13 protein-coding genes are annotated in these 16,182 nt (G+C 65.3%); 7 read left to right on the top strand and 6 right to left on the bottom strand.

Going from position 1 to position 16,182, the window contains the following annotated elements:
- The 6 genes from HCU76_RS27065 to HCU76_RS27040 all read right to left on the bottom strand — a co-directional run.
- Positions 1-928, bottom strand: a 928-nt coding sequence (locus HCU76_RS27065) for a DUF1254 domain-containing protein (protein ID WP_371319909.1), incomplete at its 3' end; no start/stop codon positions are given.
- A 10-nt stretch (positions 929-938) separates the two neighbouring features.
- Complete coding sequence (locus tag HCU76_RS27060; RefSeq protein ID WP_213958966.1) at positions 939-1,724, bottom strand: hypothetical protein; 786 nt, start codon at positions 1,722-1,724, stop codon at positions 939-941.
- 25 nt (positions 1,725-1,749) lie between these two features.
- The gene (locus tag HCU76_RS27055) at positions 1,750-3,120 is read right to left on the bottom strand and encodes a DUF1254 domain-containing protein (protein WP_213958965.1); all 1,371 of its coding nucleotides are present in this window, start codon (positions 3,118-3,120) and stop codon (positions 1,750-1,752) included.
- A gap of 108 nt (positions 3,121-3,228) precedes the next feature.
- Positions 3,229-4,629, bottom strand: coding sequence for a DUF1254 domain-containing protein (locus HCU76_RS27050; protein WP_213958964.1), 1,401 nt, complete (start codon positions 4,627-4,629; stop codon positions 3,229-3,231).
- 31 nt (positions 4,630-4,660) lie between these two features.
- Entirely contained in the window at positions 4,661-6,022 is a 1,362-nt protein-coding gene (locus tag HCU76_RS27045) for an alkyl sulfatase dimerization domain-containing protein (protein WP_256354478.1), read from the bottom strand.
- Entirely contained in the window at positions 6,013-7,275 is a 1,263-nt protein-coding gene (locus HCU76_RS27040; RefSeq protein WP_213958963.1) for an alkyl sulfatase dimerization domain-containing protein, read from the bottom strand. The genes HCU76_RS27045 and HCU76_RS27040 overlap by 10 nt, the downstream gene beginning before the upstream one ends.
- 194 nt (positions 7,276-7,469) lie before the next feature.
- Between HCU76_RS27040 and HCU76_RS27035 the strand changes: the two genes are divergently transcribed.
- From HCU76_RS27035 to HCU76_RS27005, 7 genes are all read left to right on the top strand, one after another.
- A complete protein-coding gene (locus HCU76_RS27035; protein WP_213958962.1) occupies positions 7,470-8,465 on the top strand; it encodes a tripartite tricarboxylate transporter substrate binding protein in 996 nt (331 codons plus the stop codon).
- 76 nt (positions 8,466-8,541) lie between these two features.
- Positions 8,542-9,321 carry a GntR family transcriptional regulator gene (locus tag HCU76_RS27030; protein WP_371319908.1) on the top strand — a complete coding sequence of 260 codons (780 nt, stop codon included), beginning with the start codon at positions 8,542-8,544 and terminating at the stop codon, positions 9,319-9,321.
- Positions 9,322-9,500: 179 nt separating this feature from the next.
- Positions 9,501-11,585: an acetate--CoA ligase family protein gene (locus HCU76_RS27025; RefSeq protein WP_213958960.1), complete on the top strand. Its 2,085-nt coding sequence runs from the start codon at positions 9,501-9,503 to the stop codon at positions 11,583-11,585.
- 27 nt (positions 11,586-11,612) lie between these two features.
- Positions 11,613-12,605 (top strand): tripartite tricarboxylate transporter substrate binding protein, encoded by a 993-nt coding sequence (locus tag HCU76_RS27020; protein ID WP_213958959.1) that lies wholly within the window; start codon positions 11,613-11,615, stop codon positions 12,603-12,605.
- A gap of 19 nt (positions 12,606-12,624) precedes the next feature.
- Complete coding sequence (locus HCU76_RS27015) at positions 12,625-13,962, top strand: DUF1254 domain-containing protein (protein ID WP_213958996.1); 1,338 nt, start codon at positions 12,625-12,627, stop codon at positions 13,960-13,962.
- Positions 13,959-15,263, top strand: coding sequence for a DUF1254 domain-containing protein (locus HCU76_RS27010; RefSeq protein WP_213958958.1), 1,305 nt, complete (start codon positions 13,959-13,961; stop codon positions 15,261-15,263). The genes HCU76_RS27015 and HCU76_RS27010 overlap by 4 nt, the downstream gene beginning before the upstream one ends.
- Before the next feature lie 275 nt (positions 15,264-15,538).
- Complete coding sequence (locus HCU76_RS27005) at positions 15,539-16,150, top strand: tripartite tricarboxylate transporter substrate binding protein (RefSeq protein WP_345944795.1); 612 nt, start codon at positions 15,539-15,541, stop codon at positions 16,148-16,150.
- Positions 16,151-16,182: the final 32 nt, after the last annotated feature.

Raw genomic sequence — 16,182 nt, 5'->3', positions numbered from 1 at the left:
GTGCAAATGGTTGTCCCTTCACGATGCCGATCGACGCCAGGTAGAAACGTTGGAGCGACCCAATCGCGTCGGCCGGTTCCTGCTGCACCAGCTCGTTCAGTTCTTCGTAGAAGCTGAAGTCATCGGAATGGATGGTGTCGAGGTACTTGCCCGACGCGTCGAGGAAAGTCGTGGGCCCGGGGCTGGCCTGTTGCGCAAGGGGGTAGACCTTGATCTGCCGGGAGCGCTCCGATGCGGCCTTGGGGTCTGGATCCACCGCCCGCATAAGCATCCAGATGCCGTAAGTAGGCGACTTGCTGACGTGGTAGCCACTGGCGGGCACCTCGCCCTTGTAGTCGGGCGGCAGCAAAAGGTACTTGCCCCCCTCGCCCTTGTCCGGCCCGGCCACACCGCCGTCGATGATGTAGCGCATCCACATGTCGTCAAACAGTCCCAGCATCTTGGGAGGCAGTTCGACGACGGTCGGGCCATCCCTCTTCAAGTCGAGAAAGGTGATGGTGTAGACCGTGTCCGAGTTGGCCGTCAGAAGAAGGGTGTTGGCGTCCAGCAGTTCGGACCAGATGGCGATCTGGCTGGATGTCTTCACGCCGAAGTCCTCCAAGCCCCGACGGAACTTGTACATCGAGACGGCAGACACGTTTTGCAGGTAGACCTCGACCGCGCGGTTCATCACCAGCAGGTCATTCAATTGGTCACTTGCCTTGGCCGTGGGATAGCCGCCCTTGAACTCGAAGTTGCCAAGCCGGCTCTTCACGGTCTCGCTGCCGAGCCAATGATGGGCGTCGGGGGGCAGTGTCTGGGCGCCGGCGACCGTTACCGCGCAAAGAGTCGTTGCAAGCAATGCGTGAATGGAGCGTTTCATGGCGATTCCGATGCAAGGGCGGTGGGCGCCGCGCGGGGCACCGCAGTGAGGAAGTTCGACTGGCACGCGCTAGTTCTTAAAGCGGGAACTGCAGGTTCAAGCCCATGAACACCTGGAACTTGGGCTGCCCGTCGCCTTGGTGCGCAACTGTCCATTGCGGCTCGACGAACAGGTTGTAAGTTGTGCCGCCCATCTTCCAGATCTTGCCGGCGCCCGCACCCACCGGAATGGAATAGTCGCCGTTCTTCAGGTTGAAGTTCCACGTGGCAGAGCTGCGCACGTACCAACCCTGCTCCAGGTTGTAGATGAAAAAGGGCTGCAACTGGGCCGTGTCGACGCCCGGCCGGTCGTCGCCGGCAAACGACTTCTGCCATGTCACCAAGCCCCCCACCAGGCCCCATTTCTGCGGGGCCATGGCCACCGCGGCAAGGCCGCCTTGCCACTTGCCTGCGCCGGTCTGGTCACGGCTCGCAGTGGGCAAAGTGAGTTGCGGGCCGATGCCCAACTCGACGCCGCCGGCCTTGAACAGGAACACGTCGAACAGGTTCAGGTCACCCGCGCCGGTGTAGCGACCGCCGGGCAAGGGCGTGTCGGCAGTGGTCACCACCGGCATCGTCGCGCGCAGAATCTGCGGCATTCCGAAGAGCTTGTGCGGCAAAGTGCCACGAAACAAGAAGGCATTGCTGTCCGCGTCGCCCAGACCGTAGGAGCGGCCCACGTATTGGTCTTGCAGGTTGGCGCCGATGGTGGGCGTGAGCGGGTTGTTGGCAGCGTTCATGTCGGCGCCGCTGGCTTGCGCCGCTGCGCCGAGGGGCAGGCCTGCGGCGGCGAAGACTGCGGCTGCGGCAAGGATGTTCTTCATGGGTTTCCTTGAGAATTGTCCGGGCTCACTTGGTCGCGACGGGCGTCAGCGGCGGCAGATTCCAGGCGCCATTCATCGCAGCCTTGCTCGGCCCATAGATGCGGGCAACTGCGCTGTACTTCGCATCGGGTGCGGGCAACCAGTTGGATTCCATTTCAGGGCCTGGCGATGCGTGTCCCACGTAAAGCGTGAGGCCTCCGTCAGCGTCGTACTTCAGGCCCTTGGTGCGGTCGCCGATCGAATAGCGCTTGAGATCGTTGGCAAACAGGAAGCGGTCGGGCAGCGAGTACAGCGTGATCGACCAGAAGAACCTCGCCGGCGGAAGTTGGCCCTTGGCGAAGTGAATGGTCTGCAGCTTCGTACCGTCGCCGACGTAACCGCCGTACCAGGCCTCCACCAATGAGTTGCCATACAAGCCCTTCTCTGCCGCGATGGCACGCGTGAGGTAGTCGCTCTTCAACTCCGCGCGCGAGCCGAATAGGCCGTTGGAGGACAAGGTGACCTTGGCCTTCGCTGCCAGGGCCTCCTGCGCATCCTTCACGCCGAGGTCGATCGCGGCAAGCGTGTCGGGCGGCAGGGCCGCGGCGTCGAAGGGCTTGCCGGGGGCGATGCCGATGGTTGCGAAGCGCTTCATCAAGGCCATTTCGCTCGGATGCGGCGGCTGCGTGAATTGAAGCAGGAAGTTGAGATAGCCGATGAAATCGTGCGAGCGCGCCTTTGCCCTGTCGAACGGCGGGAAGTCGATGGCGGGCGCAACGGGCGGCGCGGTCTTGTGCTCGAAGCTGCTGAGCGGCTGGAGCTTCATGCCATTCTGCACGGTCTTCACTGCCTCGACGTCTTCAGGTCCGTTCAGCGCGGTCCGCGTGAGCGTGAGAACGATGTCCGTCTCGGAGCGGAACACCTTCTTGATGCCTGCGGGCGGCTTGCCCTTCCACTTCGGCCCGACGAGCATGAAGTTGCCAGCGGCGTTGCCGGTGGCGCGCGAGCCGACGTAGGCGAAGTTGTAGGTGAACAGGTCGATCCACTGCTGCACGTAGTAGCGCTTGTCGGCCACGGCCGGCACGCTCACCACCCAAGGCTCGGTGCGCAGGTCGACCCAAGCCCATGAGTAGGGCGTATCGTTGTTTGGCGTCACGACGTCATGGTTGTCCGGCGTGAAGGCCTGCGCGTAGTGGCGGTACTGGCCAAAGCCACCCACATAAGCCGGGTCGTTGGGCGATGCGACCTGCTTGTACATGGTGTTGTAGTTCTCGAGCATCGCGAACGAATAGATGTACGCGTCCTTGGTGATCGCGCGCACTTGATCGGGTGAAGGCTGTGCGAACGCCAGTTGCGCGGCGATGAGCGAGAGGCCCAGTGCCATCGCGCCTGCTGCCTTGATGTGGATTCGAGTCATCCTGATCCTTTTGAAGTGGAGATGGGTCGATCCTGAATGACATGGATCGAATTCTTCCGATGTATTGATTCGGTCAGGGCAAGCCGAAGCCGGCGCGCCGCCGAAGCGTCACGGCGCGATTTGCACGACGGGCGATTTCCACTGTCCGCTGAGCAACTCCGGCTTTGGCAGGTAGTAGCGCATGGTCAGCATGAATGGGCCCTGTGGCGCAGGCAGCCAGTTGGCTTCCTTGTCCTTGCCCGGCGACTCGTTCTGGATGTAGATGGTGAGGCCGCCATCCGCGTCCGTCTTCAGGTCCGGCAGCATCGGCGAGTTGACGAGGTAGCGGTTCTGGTCGTTCTTCACGAGGAGTTGGTCCGGCAAGCCGTACATCGTGAGCGACCAGAACGCGTTGACCGGGGGGAACTGGCCCTTCGCAAAGCGCAGCACGTAGCGGCCCTTGCTGCCGTCGAGAGGCTGGCCTGCGGCGTCCTTTTCGTAGATCGGGTAGAGCGCCTCTTCGCGCGAATTGGCACCGATGCCGACCTGCGCGCCGACGGCACGATTCAGGTAGTTGTTCTTCATGTAGGCACGGGTGCCGAAGAGCGTGTCGATCTTGCCGCCGAGTTCCGCGCGCCGCGCGTCGATGGCCTTCTGTCCATCGGCCATGCCTTCCTGCATCGCGGCCTTGATGTCGGCGGGCAGGGCGTTCACGTCGACGTGCTTGCCCGGCGCGACACCGATATGGGCGAACCGCGCGCGCAATGCTTTCTCGCTGGGATGGGTCGGAGCGAACTGAAGCACGAAATTGAGCACGTTGAAGAACTCGAGCGACGTGCGCTGCTCCGTCGGACTGAGCGGCTTGATCCAATGCGGCTCGGCTGGCGCCTTGGGTGCGGGCTTGCCGGAAAAGGCTGACAACGGCTCGACCTTGTAGCCTGCCTGGATCTGCTTGACCTTGTCGAGATCCCCCGGGTTGAACAGTTGCGTGCGCCCGATGACGTTGATCATCTCCGTCTCTGCACGGATCACCTTGGTGATGCCCTTGGGCGCCTGCCCCTTCCAGCGCGGACCCGCGATCAGGAACCTGCCGCCGCCATTGCCCGTCGTGCGCGTGCCGAGGTAGTCGAAGTTGTAGGTGTACAGGTCCATCATCTGGAACACGTAGTACCGGTTCTTCTCGATGGCGGGCAAGGTCAGCACGATGGGCTCGGCGCGCAGGTCCAGGCCGAGGAAGGTGTAGGGCGTGTCGGAGTTCGGCGTGACGAAGGCCTTGTCGTCGGGGGTGAAGACGCGGGCGATGTTCAGCACCGAATTGAACGGGCCCTTGTACTCGGGGTTGCCCTTGGCGATGGAGAAGGCATACATCGTGCGATAGCTGTCTTCCATCGGAAACCCGTAGACGTAGGCGTCTTTGGCGATGGTGCGCGCCTCCGCGGGCGTCAGCGCGGGCGCAGCCGACGCGATCGGCACCGTGGCCCATTCGGCGATGCCAGCAAGAAGAAGACCGAGGACGCGGCGTTGAATCATGTTGGACCTTTTTGAACGGGCGTTGATTCTGTCAGGCCGAAATTACTGGTCCAAGTCGTGATACGCCGATCCCAGACGGGGGCGCGGGGTTATTGTTGCCATCCCATGAGAAGTTGATGGGTGAATCATCATCCCGCGTGCTTCCCACCGGCAGGCCGCGCAGATCCTCCGCGCAACTGCGCAGGATCTGGCGAGACACCACGGAACTGCATTGCAGTGCACGCGCCTCGCACAGTTTCGCTTTGAGCTCGCGCGCCGCCTGAGCCACCGGGTCGTCGCTTGCAGTCGCCACCAAATCGACCACGTGCAGGGCCAACTGCGTCCGCCCCTCGTCACCGAGGCGCTGCGCGTGCGCGAGCACGGCGCCGGTATCGCCGAGTGCGGCGACGATCGCTGCCGCGGCGTCGGCCGGGCGCGCCGGATGAAGCTGGGTCGGATTGCGGTCCCACCAGCCGCTCTCGCTGCGCCAGATGTCGCGCACGATGTAGCCGGGGCTGCCATAAATTGCCCGCATGAAGCGGTGACCGAACAGCGCAGGCGGATAGTGCATTCCGGCGAGGATCTCGCGCTCTGACTGACCCGCGTTCATGCGCCGGACCACCTCGGCGCGCAGCCAGCGCAGCGCGCGGATGGGCACCCAGAACGCGGCCTCGATGTCCGCGCCGTTGGTGATGGGGCTGCCGAACTCCGGCAAGACCATCGTAGGACCCAGTGCATGGAGTCGCTCCAGTGTTTCGACCCAGCGCATCGGGTCGCGCAACGTGCGCAGCGGCGTGCCGATGTTCGGAATGCTGCGGATCATGGCGGCGCTTCCGTACAGGAAGCGCTCTTGCGGCAGCCAGACGGCCACGGTGTCGTCCGTCTCCGATGGGGCTGCGACCAGTTCGACCACGCGGTCTCCGAGTGCGAGGCGCAGACTGTCTTCGAACAGGACCTGTGGCATCGGGAAGTCCTGCGCGCTGGCGGCTTTGAAGGGCCGTCGGAACTGCCGGCTGTTGAGCCAGGCTTGCAGCCCCGCCGTCTCCACGTAGCGCTGGTAGCGGCGCGCCACGTTGCGGTGCGCGATGCGCAGCGGCGGCGCTTCGCCGCGCGCGAGCGCGTGCGCGATCCACACCTGCACACCGGCGTTGTATCCGGCGTGGCCGTGGCTGTAGACAATGGCGTGCACCCGCGTCTGCGTCAGAGTGCGCAGGCGCGCGATCATCTGCTGCGACACTTGTCCGCCGGGACCGGCGTCGACGATGACCACGCCCTCATGCGTCTCGATCGCGAGCGTGTTTCCCTGTCCTCCCAGCGTGTGCACACCCGGTACCAGGTCACGAAAAAGTTCGGCGTTCATCAAGACGCCAATGCCTGATGTCGGAGGGGCGGCCGTTTTCATGGTCAGGCCCATTGCGGTTGCTGGCGGCTGGCTGCATCGCACACCGGTTCGCCCATCAGGTCATCGGCGGCACTCAGGTAGAGGTTGCGCGAGACCACCGAGGTCAGCTGCGTCGCCCGGACGCGACAGAGCTCAGCCTTGAGCTCGCGCGCCTGCGCCACCAGCGGGTCGGCAGGGTTGGCGGCTGCCAGCAGATCCACCACATGCAGCGCTAGCTGAGTGTCGCCCTTTGTGGCGAGCAGGCGCGCGTGCTCGAGCACCCGGGGCGCGTCGGGCAACGCCGCCCGGACCGCTGCGGCCGCGGCGTCCGGTGCCGCGGGGTGCAAGTCGGTGGGATTGCGGTTCCACCAGCCGTTCTCGCTGCGCCAGATGTCGCGCATGATGTATTCAGCGCAGCCATAGGTGGGGTTCATGAATCGGTGCGCGAACAGGTCCGGTGGCAATGGCACGTCGTGCAGGATCTCGACCTCGCCCATGCCAGCGTTCATGCGCCGCACGACTTCCTGGCGCAGGTACTTCAATGCGCGTGAAGAGACTTCCAGGGATTCCCGGATCTCCGCCGCATCGGTCAGCGGCTTGCCGAACTCGGGGATGAGCACGAGCGGGTCGAGCGCCAGGAACATGTCCAGTGTTGCAGCCCAGCGCACCACGTCGCGCTGGATTCGGAACGGCGAGCCCGAATTGGGACAGGCCTTGATGAACGCATTGGAGCCGTACAAGGTGCGCACATCCGGAATCCACACGGCGGTGCCGTCGTCGGTCTCGGAGGGCGCGTGGATCAACTCGACGCTGCGATCGCGTCCCTCGATGCGCAGCCGCGTCCGGTAAGTCTCGTCCGGCAGGCGGAACCAGTGCGCGGGTGGCACGGACGGATACGGCGAGCGGAACTGGTGCTCGTTGGTCCAGGCCTGTAATCCGCCGGTCTCGCGGTAGCGACCATAGCGGTGGGCCACGCGCTCGTGACCGACGACGCGCGGCGGTCGCTCTCCTTTCCCGGCCGCGTCGTCCAGCCACTGCTGCACGCCGTTGTTGTAGCCCATGTGGCCATGGCTGTAGACGATGTGGCTCACGCGCTGGCCGAAGCTCTCGCGGACCTCGCTGATCATCCGCCGCGTGATGTCCCCGCCCGGCCCTGCGTCCACCAGCAAGAGGCTTTCGCCCAGTTCGACGATCAAGGAGTTGCCTTGGCCGCCCAGGGTATGCACGCCGCTGGCGTGCCGCGCGAGGCCTTGCTTCATCATGAGGATGTTGTTGGTGGAGTTCATCGCGTTCTCTCTTGGGTGCTGGGCCGCTGGGCAGTGCAGTCCGTGCGTCCGGATGCATGGAAATTCGAAGCCATGATGCCAATTGCTATTATGATAGGTAATCGGGAAACCACCTAGGCTGTTATGACAGCAAAGGGAGGAATTGGTAAAAACCCAGTCCTTGCTGTCATAATAGGTGTGGCATCATCCCGGCCATGAAAAGTTCCAAGCCGTCCCTTGCGCTGCACGCCGTTGTCGCGGCAGCCCTCTTCCTGTCGCTGGGCGCGTCGGCGCGTGCAGCGGACGAATTCCCCGCCAAGCCGATACGGTTCATCGTTCCGTACCAGGCCGGTGGTTCGACTGACATCTTCGCGCGCGTCGTGGCCGAGGCATTGGCCAAGCGGTTGGGCCAGCCGGTGATGGTCGAAAATCGCACCGGCGCGGGGGGCATCATCGGCACGGACTACGTCGCGAAAAGCGCCCCCGACGGCTACACGTTGCTGTTGACGATTCCTGGCCCGATCACGGCCAACCTGGCGCTTTACGACAAGCTGCCCTATGACCCGCGTACCGATCTGCGAATGGTGTCGGACGTGGCGCTCGCGCGCACCGTCCTGGCTGTCAATCCTTCGGTCCCGGCGAAGGATGTCGCAAGCCTGATTGAGGCCATGAAGGCGTCGCCCGGAAAGTACGCGATGGGCTCCTGGGGTCCCGGCACCTTGCCGCACCAGGTGCAGGTGTACATGGACAAGACATATGGCGTGCAGACGCTGCACGTGCCTTACAAGGGCGAGGGCCCGATGGCGTTCGACCTGATCAGCGGTGCCATCACCATGACGGTCGGCTCGGTTACGACACTGCGACCCTACGTTGCGAGCGGCAAGTTGCGTGCGCTGGCCGTGGTGGGCACGCGCCGCGCAGATGCCATTCCGCAAGTGCCCACCTTTGCAGAGCAAGGCTATCCGGATCCGGTCTATGCCTTGGCCGGGCCGACCTCACTGCTGGCGCCGGCAAAGACACCCGATGCCGTCGTCGAACGCCTCGGGCGTGAAGTGCAGGCCGTGATCAAGCAACCCGATGTGGCCCGTCGCATTGGGGAACTCGGCGCCGAGCCCGTGGGCAATTCGCCGGCGCAGGCCACCGCGGCCTACAAGGCGAACCTGCCGATTGTTCTGAAGATGGTGCAGGACACGGGCGTCAAGCTTGACTGAAGAAGCGCCGCGCCGGCGCCCGCGCATCCCGCCTCTCCTTTTATGATCGGAAACTTGCCGTACGCGTCTGCTTTAAGTGATTGACGCGCCGGTCATTCCGTACCGTGGGCCCTACATGTCAACTTCCTCCGATAACTCCGCCGTCGCCAACCTCCCGCTATTCGCCCAGATCGAAGCACAACTGCGTCAACGCATTGTGGTCAACGAGTTGGTCGCGGGGAGCAAGTTGCCATCGGAGGCGGAGCTGGAAATCGAGTTCGGTGTCAGCCGGATCACGGTGCGCCAGGCACTCGCAGCACTTCATGCGAAAGGACTGATCCAGAAGGTGAACGGCAAAGGTAGCTTTGTCACCCGGCCCTCCGACGCGCCCAAACTCGGGCCGCTGACCGGGTTCTTCGACCATATGCGGGCCCATGGACGTGAAGCCCTCGGCAAGACACTATCGGTGCGTGAAGTCGAGGCGCCCGCGGCAGTTGCGGAAGCGCTGAGGCTGGCGCCCGGCGAGCCAGTTACCGCAATCACGATGGTGCGGAGCGTCGATGGCAAGCCGTTGTTGTACGGCATTGCCTGGGGAGAGGCGGAACTCGTGAAGGCGCTGATTCGCGAGGACATCGATACCAACGACTTCATGACCTTGCTCGAAGGCCGCCTCGGCTTCCGGATGAAGAGCACACACATCGAGACGAGCGCCGTGCCCGCGGGCAAGCTGCGCGCGCGGCACCTGGGCATCGATGCCGCGGCGCCCGTCTTGCGCATCCGCTTCACGCCCCACGATGTGACGGACCGCCCCCTGCTGCATGCCGACATGTACTTCCGCGGCGACTCATTCAGCTACAAGGCGGTCATCAAGCGCTAGCACGGCGAAGGGGTGACGACCTGGCGGTCGGTGCGTTTTTGCCATTTGGCAAATGTGGCTCGAAGAGGAGAGTTCGGTCCAAGGCCCGCAAAGCTATCATAACAGCATAGGTGTAAGCCCTAGAACCTATCATAATAGGTTGGTGGCATGATCGTGTCCTACTCCAAGGACCCGTCTCCATGTCTCTTGCTGCATTGCTGCATCCCGCATCCGTCGCAGTGGTCGGTGCCTCACAAAATCCGCAGAAGGTCGGCGGCATGCCGGTGCGACTGCTCAAGGAACTTGGCTATGCCGGCGCTGTGTACCCGATCAATCCCGCGGCCAAGGAGGTCCAGGGGCTGACGGCGTACGAATCGCTGGCGGCCGTACCGGCTCAGATCGACCTGGCCGTCGTCGCAGTGCCGGCCGATGCGGTGGCGGCCGCGCTCGAACAGGCGGTTCAGGCTGGCGTGCGGGCCGCCATCGTTCTGAGTTCGGGCTTTGCCGAAGTGGGAGCGGAAGGCGCGCAGGCGCAAGCCCGCCTGGCGGAGATCGCGCGCCGCGGCCAACTCACGTTGCTGGGACCGAACTGCCTCGGCGCCATGAACCCGCGCCGTGGGCTCTATGCCACCTTCTCGCCCGCCCCACTGGCCGGGCAGCCGAAGGCCGGCGGTGTGGCGATCGTGAGCCAGAGCGGCGCGTTCGGGGCCTATGCCTACTCGCTCGCACGGGCGGGCGGGCTCGGATTGAGCCACTGGGTGACGACGGGCAACGAGGCGACCACCTCGGTCGCCGACGTCATCGACGGCCTCGTCGACGATGAGGACACGCGCGTGATCCTGGCCTATGTGGAAGGCGCGCGCGACGGGCGCGCCTTGCACCGCGCGCTGGCGAAGGCGCGCGCGGCAGGCAAACCGGTGATCGTGACCAAGGTGGGCCGTACCGAGGCCGGGGCGCGCGCAGCCATGTCGCACACAGCGAGCCTTTCTGGCGAGGACGCGGTGTATCAGGCCGTGTTCGATGACACGCGCACCATCCGCGCCGACACCGTCGAGCAGATGTTCCGCTTCGGCCAGGCATTTGCGCTCGGCGTGGCACCCCGGGGCCCCCGCCTCGGCATCCTGACCGTGTCGGGTGGCGTCGGCACGTTGATGGCGGACGCGGCCAGCGATGCAGGCCTTGACATGCCGCCGCTGCCCGAGCCGATCGCGCTCGAACTGCGCCGCCGCATCGCTTTCTGCTCGACCAGCAACCCGGTCGATCTGACCGGGCAGATCACCGCCGACTACAGCCTCGTCGACTACGCGGCGGTCGAAGCGGCACGCAGCGGCGCATACGACGCCATAGTGATGTTCCTTGCGGCGGCGGGTGCGGCGCCGGGCTACGCGCGGAAGATCGCGCAAACCGTGAAATGGGTGCGCGAGGCGGCACCCGGCGTCAGCCTGGCCTTTTCCGGCATCGTGATGCCCGAACTCAAGCGTGAACTCGAAGCGCTGGGCTGCCTCGTCTACGAGGAGCCAACGCATGCGATCGAGAGCCTGGCGGTGATGGCGAAGTGGCAGGCCGATGCGAGTGCCGATGAGGCACCCGCACGCGGGAGGGTTTCGATGCCGACTGGCATGTCGGCCGCCATGTGCAACGAGATCGACGGCCTCGCCTTCCTCGCCGCGAACGGCGTCGAAGCTGCGCCGCACCGTCACGTGCAGGACGCGGACGAAGCCGTGGCCGCCTGGCGCGATCTCGGCGGCCAGGCCGTGCTGAAAATCGTTTCGCGCGACCTGCTGCACAAGAGCGACGTCGGCGGCGTGCGTGTGGGCTTGCGCGACGAAAGGGAACTGCGTGAGGCCTTCGCAGGGATCGTGGCGTCGGTCACGCAACTGGCGCCGCAGGCGCGACGCGAAGGCATGCTGGTGGCGCGCAAGCTCAGCCCGCGTGTCGAAGTGATGCTCGGGGCGCGCTGGGACGAGAGCTTCGGGCCGCTCGTCGTGCTGGGCCTGGGAGGCGTGGCCGTCGAACTCGATGCGCACACGCTCGTGCTCACCGCGCCCACCACCCCCGGGCGCGTACGCGACCGGCTCGAACGCCTCGGCGTGCTGAAACGCCTGCAAGCCTGGCGCGGCCAGCCGGCCATTGACCCTGCGGGCCTGATCGACACGGTGGTCCGCTTCGCAGCGCTGGCCGCGGCCCTGGGTCCGCGCCTGCGCACGATGGAGATCAACCCGTTGATGGTGACGAGCGACCGCGTGGCTGCCGCCGATGCCGTCGTCGAGATCGCGGCGGCCTGATCCACGGCCGTCACCCTGGAAAGCATCATGATCTCTCTTGATTCACCCCGTCGTCGCACGCTGCTGGCCGCCGCCATCGGTGTCCTAGCCCTTGGCGCCGCCCCCGTAGCGCTGGCCGAGGCCCCCTGGCCGGACAAGCCGATCCACCTGGTCGTCCCATTTCCCCCGGGTGGCGGCACCGATGTCATGGGCCGCTGGGTCGCCCAGTCGCTCGCCACCACCTTGAAGGCGACGGTGGTCGTCGACAACGTGCCCGGCGCCACAGGAACGCTGGGCAGCGCCAAGGTCGCACGCGCCGACCCCGACGGATACACGATCCTGCTCGGCATCAGCGCCACGCATGCGATCGCGCCGGCGATCTACAAGGACCTTTCCTACAGGCCGGCAACCGATTTCGTCGCGATCGGTCGCGTCGCACTGGGTGGCAATCTGCTGGTCGCGCACCCCGACTTCCCGGCGAATTCCGTCAAGGAACTGATCGAGATCGCGCGCAAGCCGGGCAGCAACGTCATGGTGGGTTCGTGGGGCAACGGATCCGGAGGCCATCTCGCCCTCGAAGCCATCAACCAGTCCACCGGCGTCCACATGGGCCACGTGCCGTACAAGGGCGTGGCGCCGGAACTCAATGACCTCATCGGAGGCCAGATCCAGGTGGCCATGGTCGATGTCACCAGTGCCGCACCCTTCGTCAAGGCCGGGCGCATCAAGGCACTGGCCGTGACCGGCCCGCGGCGCTCGAGCAGCTACCCCGGCGTGCCGACCCTGCTGGAGCAGGGCGTGGCGTTCGACACGGCCTCGTGGTACGGCATCTTCGCGCCGGCGCGCACACCGGCGCCCGTCGTCGACAGGCTGGCGCAGGCCGTGGATGCGATGCTCAAGCAACCCGAGGCGGCCGAGAAAGTGCGCGCGCTGGGCATGGAGCCTGTGCCAATCCCGCGTGAGCAATTTGCGCAGCAGGTGCGCGATGACATCGCAACCTGGAGCCGGCTGGTGCAGGCCGGAAACATCAAGGCCGACTGAAGAGATACCCATGACCGTCATGACCATTACCGAAGCCTTTCTCGAACTCGAACATGCGACGCCGGTCGAGGCGCTGTCGGCACACGCCGCGATCACGGCTGTCATCGCCGGGTATCCCTTGCTAGAAGCCGTGCGCACCTGCCGCGTGCAGACGGCCGGCAACGACGGCGGCATGCCGGGCGCCACCGGCTATGGCCGCGCACCGTTCAACGAGCTGGGCCACAGCGCGCAGCGCTGGACCGACCGCGATCGCGACATCGTCACGCCCGCCAACGACCTGCTCTATACCAACGCCTGGATCGACCTGCGGCGCGGGCCGGTCGTGATCGAGGTGCCGGCGCAGACTGGGCGCTACTTCGTGCTCGAGTTGCTCGATGTCTACACCAACAACTTTCACAACATCGGCACGCGCAACAGTCCGCGTGAAGGCAGCCGCTTCGCGCTCATGCCGCCAGGCGATGACAGTGCACCGCCGGCGGGCTGCATCGCCATCGCCTGCCCCAGTGCGCTGGTGTGGTTGCTCGGTCGCGTCCTCGTCGACGACGAAGCCGATCTGCCGGCGGCCCGCGCATTCCAGGCCGGCTTCAGCCTGGACACCACGTTCGCACGGGCGCCTGCCCTGGCGTCGCCCCGCAGCATCGCGCAATGGCGCGAAGGCGGCGACCCGGCGCTCGACTTCTTCGCCAACCTGCTGCGCGCAGTACAGGACTTTCCCCCGCCGTCCTCTCAGCGCGGCGTGTTCGCGCTGCTGACGAGCCTGCACTTGCAGTGCGCGGACGATGGCAAGCTGGCGAACCTGCGCCCCGGCGTGGCCCAAGGCCTGCGGCAGGGCCATGCCGCGGCGATGCGTCTGATCGAGGCGCATACACGCAGTCCTTCGAAGGCGGCGTGGCGCTATTCGACGCGACTCGGCCGCTATGGCGACGACCTCATGCTGCGCGCCGCCACGGCCTTCAAGGGCCTCGGCGCGCTGGCCGCTGACGAGGCCATCTACGCCAGCGTCGACTACGACCACGACGGCGTAGCGCTGCACGGGGGGCATTGCTATCGGCTGCACTTCGAGGATGGCGGCCAATTGCCGGCAGATGCCTTTTGGTCGATCACGCTCTACGACGGCGATCGCTACCTCGCGTCGACCTCACTTGGCCGTCACGCGCTCGGCAACCGCAGCCCGCTGGTTCGCAACGCGGACGGCTGCCTGACGTTGTTCATCTCTCACCAATGTCCACCGGGACCCGAGCAGAACTGGCTGCCCGCACCGGACGCCCCGTTCTATCTCGTTCTGCGCCTCTACCATCCTCAGCAAAGGCTGTTCGATGGTCAGTACCGCTTTCCCGATGTGGAGCGGGTCGCATGAGCAGTACGCTGGATCAAGCCGCACGAGATGCGGTGCTCTACACCCTGCCGCTGTTCGAGATGGCGCGCATGCGCGCGGCCACGTGCCCGCGCAAGCTCGACAGCGGCGAACTGGCCGACGCCAACCCCAATGCCAGCGTCCGCTGGGTCAACGGTTTTCGGCACACGCGCCAGTTGCTCACGCCGCGCAATCGGGAGGTCGTCTCGCCGAACAACGACACGCTCTATGACAACGCCTGGCTCGACCTGAGCAATGGCCCGCTGCTCATCAACGTGCCGGACATGGGTGAGCGCTATTGGACGCTGGGCTTCCTCGACATGTGGACCAACCCGTTCGCCTACGCTGGCCGGCGCACGACGGGCAACCGAGCACAGCGCCTGTTCGTGCATGGCCCGGATTGGAAGGGCGATGTGCCCGAAGCAACGGTGCCCGTCGCCGCGCCTGGCAGCGATGTGTGGATCATCGGTCGCATGCTGGCTTCCGCGGATGCTGCAGACATTGCCTTGGCGCATGGCCTGCAAGACCAATACGCGATCCGCAAAGCTGGCGATGCGTCGAGCGCCGCATGGCAACGCTTCGACACCGGCATGGACCGCCGGCCAAGGGATGTGCCCGAAGTCATGCTCTACCGTCTCACCGTGCGCGACGTGCTGAAGCGCAATCCTGCGCCCGCCGGACAGGGCGCGATGCTAGAACTGCTCGATCGTTTCGGCCTGCGCCATGGCGAGCCGGAGCCTGACGCCGAGGCCGCGCTTGCCATCGCACTGGCTGAGACTTGCGCGGCGCTTCGACAGGATGTGAGTGCCAGCGACATCGGCAACGGCTGGACGCTGCCGGTCTCCGTACGTACCGACTACGGCATCGACTACCCAACACGCGCCCGCGTGGCACGCAACCTCATCGGCGCGCTCGGCATGGAGGAGGCGATGTACCCGGTCTGCGAGGTCGACGCGGCAAGTGCGCCGCTCGACGGCAAGGCGCACTACGAACTCTGTTTTCCGTGCGGCTCAGCGCCGCAGGTCGATGCGTTCTGGTCGCTCACCGTGTACCGCCGCCGCGACTGCCTGCTCATCGACAACCCTATCGATCGCTACTCCATCGGTGACCGCACAGAGGGCCTGCGTACCGAGACAGACGGGAGCCTCCGCATCCGGCTGCAGGCTGACGACCCCGGCGAAGGCTGCAACTGGCTGCCGACGCCGTCGGATGACCAGTTCTATCTCACGCTGCGGCTGTACCAGCCTCGCACGCCGCATCTGTCGACGCAATTCGTATACCCGCCTGTCGTTCGACTCGACTAGGCAAAACCATCCAGGACACAGCGCCATGTCGCTTCACCGTCGTCATTTCATCTCGCAGTTCGCCGCAATCGGAGGCGCCTTCGCGGCCATCGCGGCCTTTCCGTCGCTCGCCGAGGCGCAGGATGTTTGGCCGCACAGGCTAGTGCGCGTCCTGTCGCCCTATGGTGCCGGTGGCTCGAATGACATCTCGGCGCGCATCCTGTGCGAAGAACTGAGCAAATGCCTGCAGCAGCAATTCATCGTCGAGAACAAGCCAGCTCAGTGCCGGCACGTGGCTGGCCAACGAATATGTCGCACGAGCCGCGCCGGACGGCTACACCTGGCTCTACGCAGCCGCGCCTTTCGCGACTGCCGAGCCGGTGTACGGCAAGCTTTCTTACGACCCGGTGCGCGATTTCAAGGCGGTCACGCTCGCAGTAAACGCGCCGGTCTTCCTGATCGTCAATGCCAGTTCACCGTTCAAGTCGGTGGCCGACCTGGTCGCCTACGGCAAGTCCAAGCCAGAGGGCCTGACCTTCGCGACACCAGGAAGTGGTTCCGGTCCGCATCTGACGGCCGAACTGTTCTTCAAGGAGGCCGGCGTGAAGGGGCTGAACGTGCATTTCCGCGGCGACGCCACGGCCTACACCGAGCCGCTCGCGGGACGCGTGGATGCGACGCTCACCGCCATGCCGACAGCACTGCCGCATGTGCAGGCTGGCAAGCTGCGTGTTCTGGCGGTCGGGTCCGAAGAGCGAAGCCCGGTCTACCCGATGGTGCCAACCTTCCGTGAGCAAGGTTTTCCGAACGTCGTGGGTTACGGCTGGTTCGGCTTCATGGCGCCAGCGGCCACGCCGGCGACAGTAGTCGAGCGCATGAAGGAAGTGAACGCGATCCTTACTCAGTAGTCGATAATTTAGGCCACAAATAGGCGCCGCAG

Source organism: Variovorax sp. dw_308, from assembly GCF_019207085.1.
Lineage (GTDB): Bacteria > Pseudomonadota > Gammaproteobacteria > Burkholderiales > Burkholderiaceae_C > Variovorax.
The sequence above is the reverse complement of the archived record's forward strand: the minus strand, read 5'-3'. Positions and strand labels throughout refer to the sequence as shown.

Coding starts and splice junctions, on each gene's coding strand:
- HCU76_RS27060 (WP_213958966.1), bottom strand. CDS start 1,724: ATGAAGAACATCCTTGCCGCAGCCGCAGTCTTCGCCGCCGCAGGCCTG.
- HCU76_RS27055 (WP_213958965.1), bottom strand. CDS start 3,120: ATGACTCGAATCCACATCAAGGCAGCAGGCGCGATGGCACTGGGCCTC.
- HCU76_RS27050 (WP_213958964.1), bottom strand. CDS start 4,629: ATGATTCAACGCCGCGTCCTCGGTCTTCTTCTTGCTGGCATCGCCGAA.
- HCU76_RS27045 (WP_256354478.1), bottom strand. CDS start 6,022: ATGGGCCTGACCATGAAAACGGCCGCCCCTCCGACATCAGGCATTGGC.
- HCU76_RS27040 (WP_213958963.1), bottom strand. CDS start 7,275: ATGAACTCCACCAACAACATCCTCATGATGAAGCAAGGCCTCGCGCGG.
- HCU76_RS27035 (WP_213958962.1), top strand. CDS start 7,470: ATGAAAAGTTCCAAGCCGTCCCTTGCGCTGCACGCCGTTGTCGCGGCA.
- HCU76_RS27025 (WP_213958960.1), top strand. CDS start 9,501: ATGTCTCTTGCTGCATTGCTGCATCCCGCATCCGTCGCAGTGGTCGGT.
- HCU76_RS27020 (WP_213958959.1), top strand. CDS start 11,613: ATGATCTCTCTTGATTCACCCCGTCGTCGCACGCTGCTGGCCGCCGCC.
- HCU76_RS27015 (WP_213958996.1), top strand. CDS start 12,625: ATGACCATTACCGAAGCCTTTCTCGAACTCGAACATGCGACGCCGGTC.
- HCU76_RS27010 (WP_213958958.1), top strand. CDS start 13,959: ATGAGCAGTACGCTGGATCAAGCCGCACGAGATGCGGTGCTCTACACC.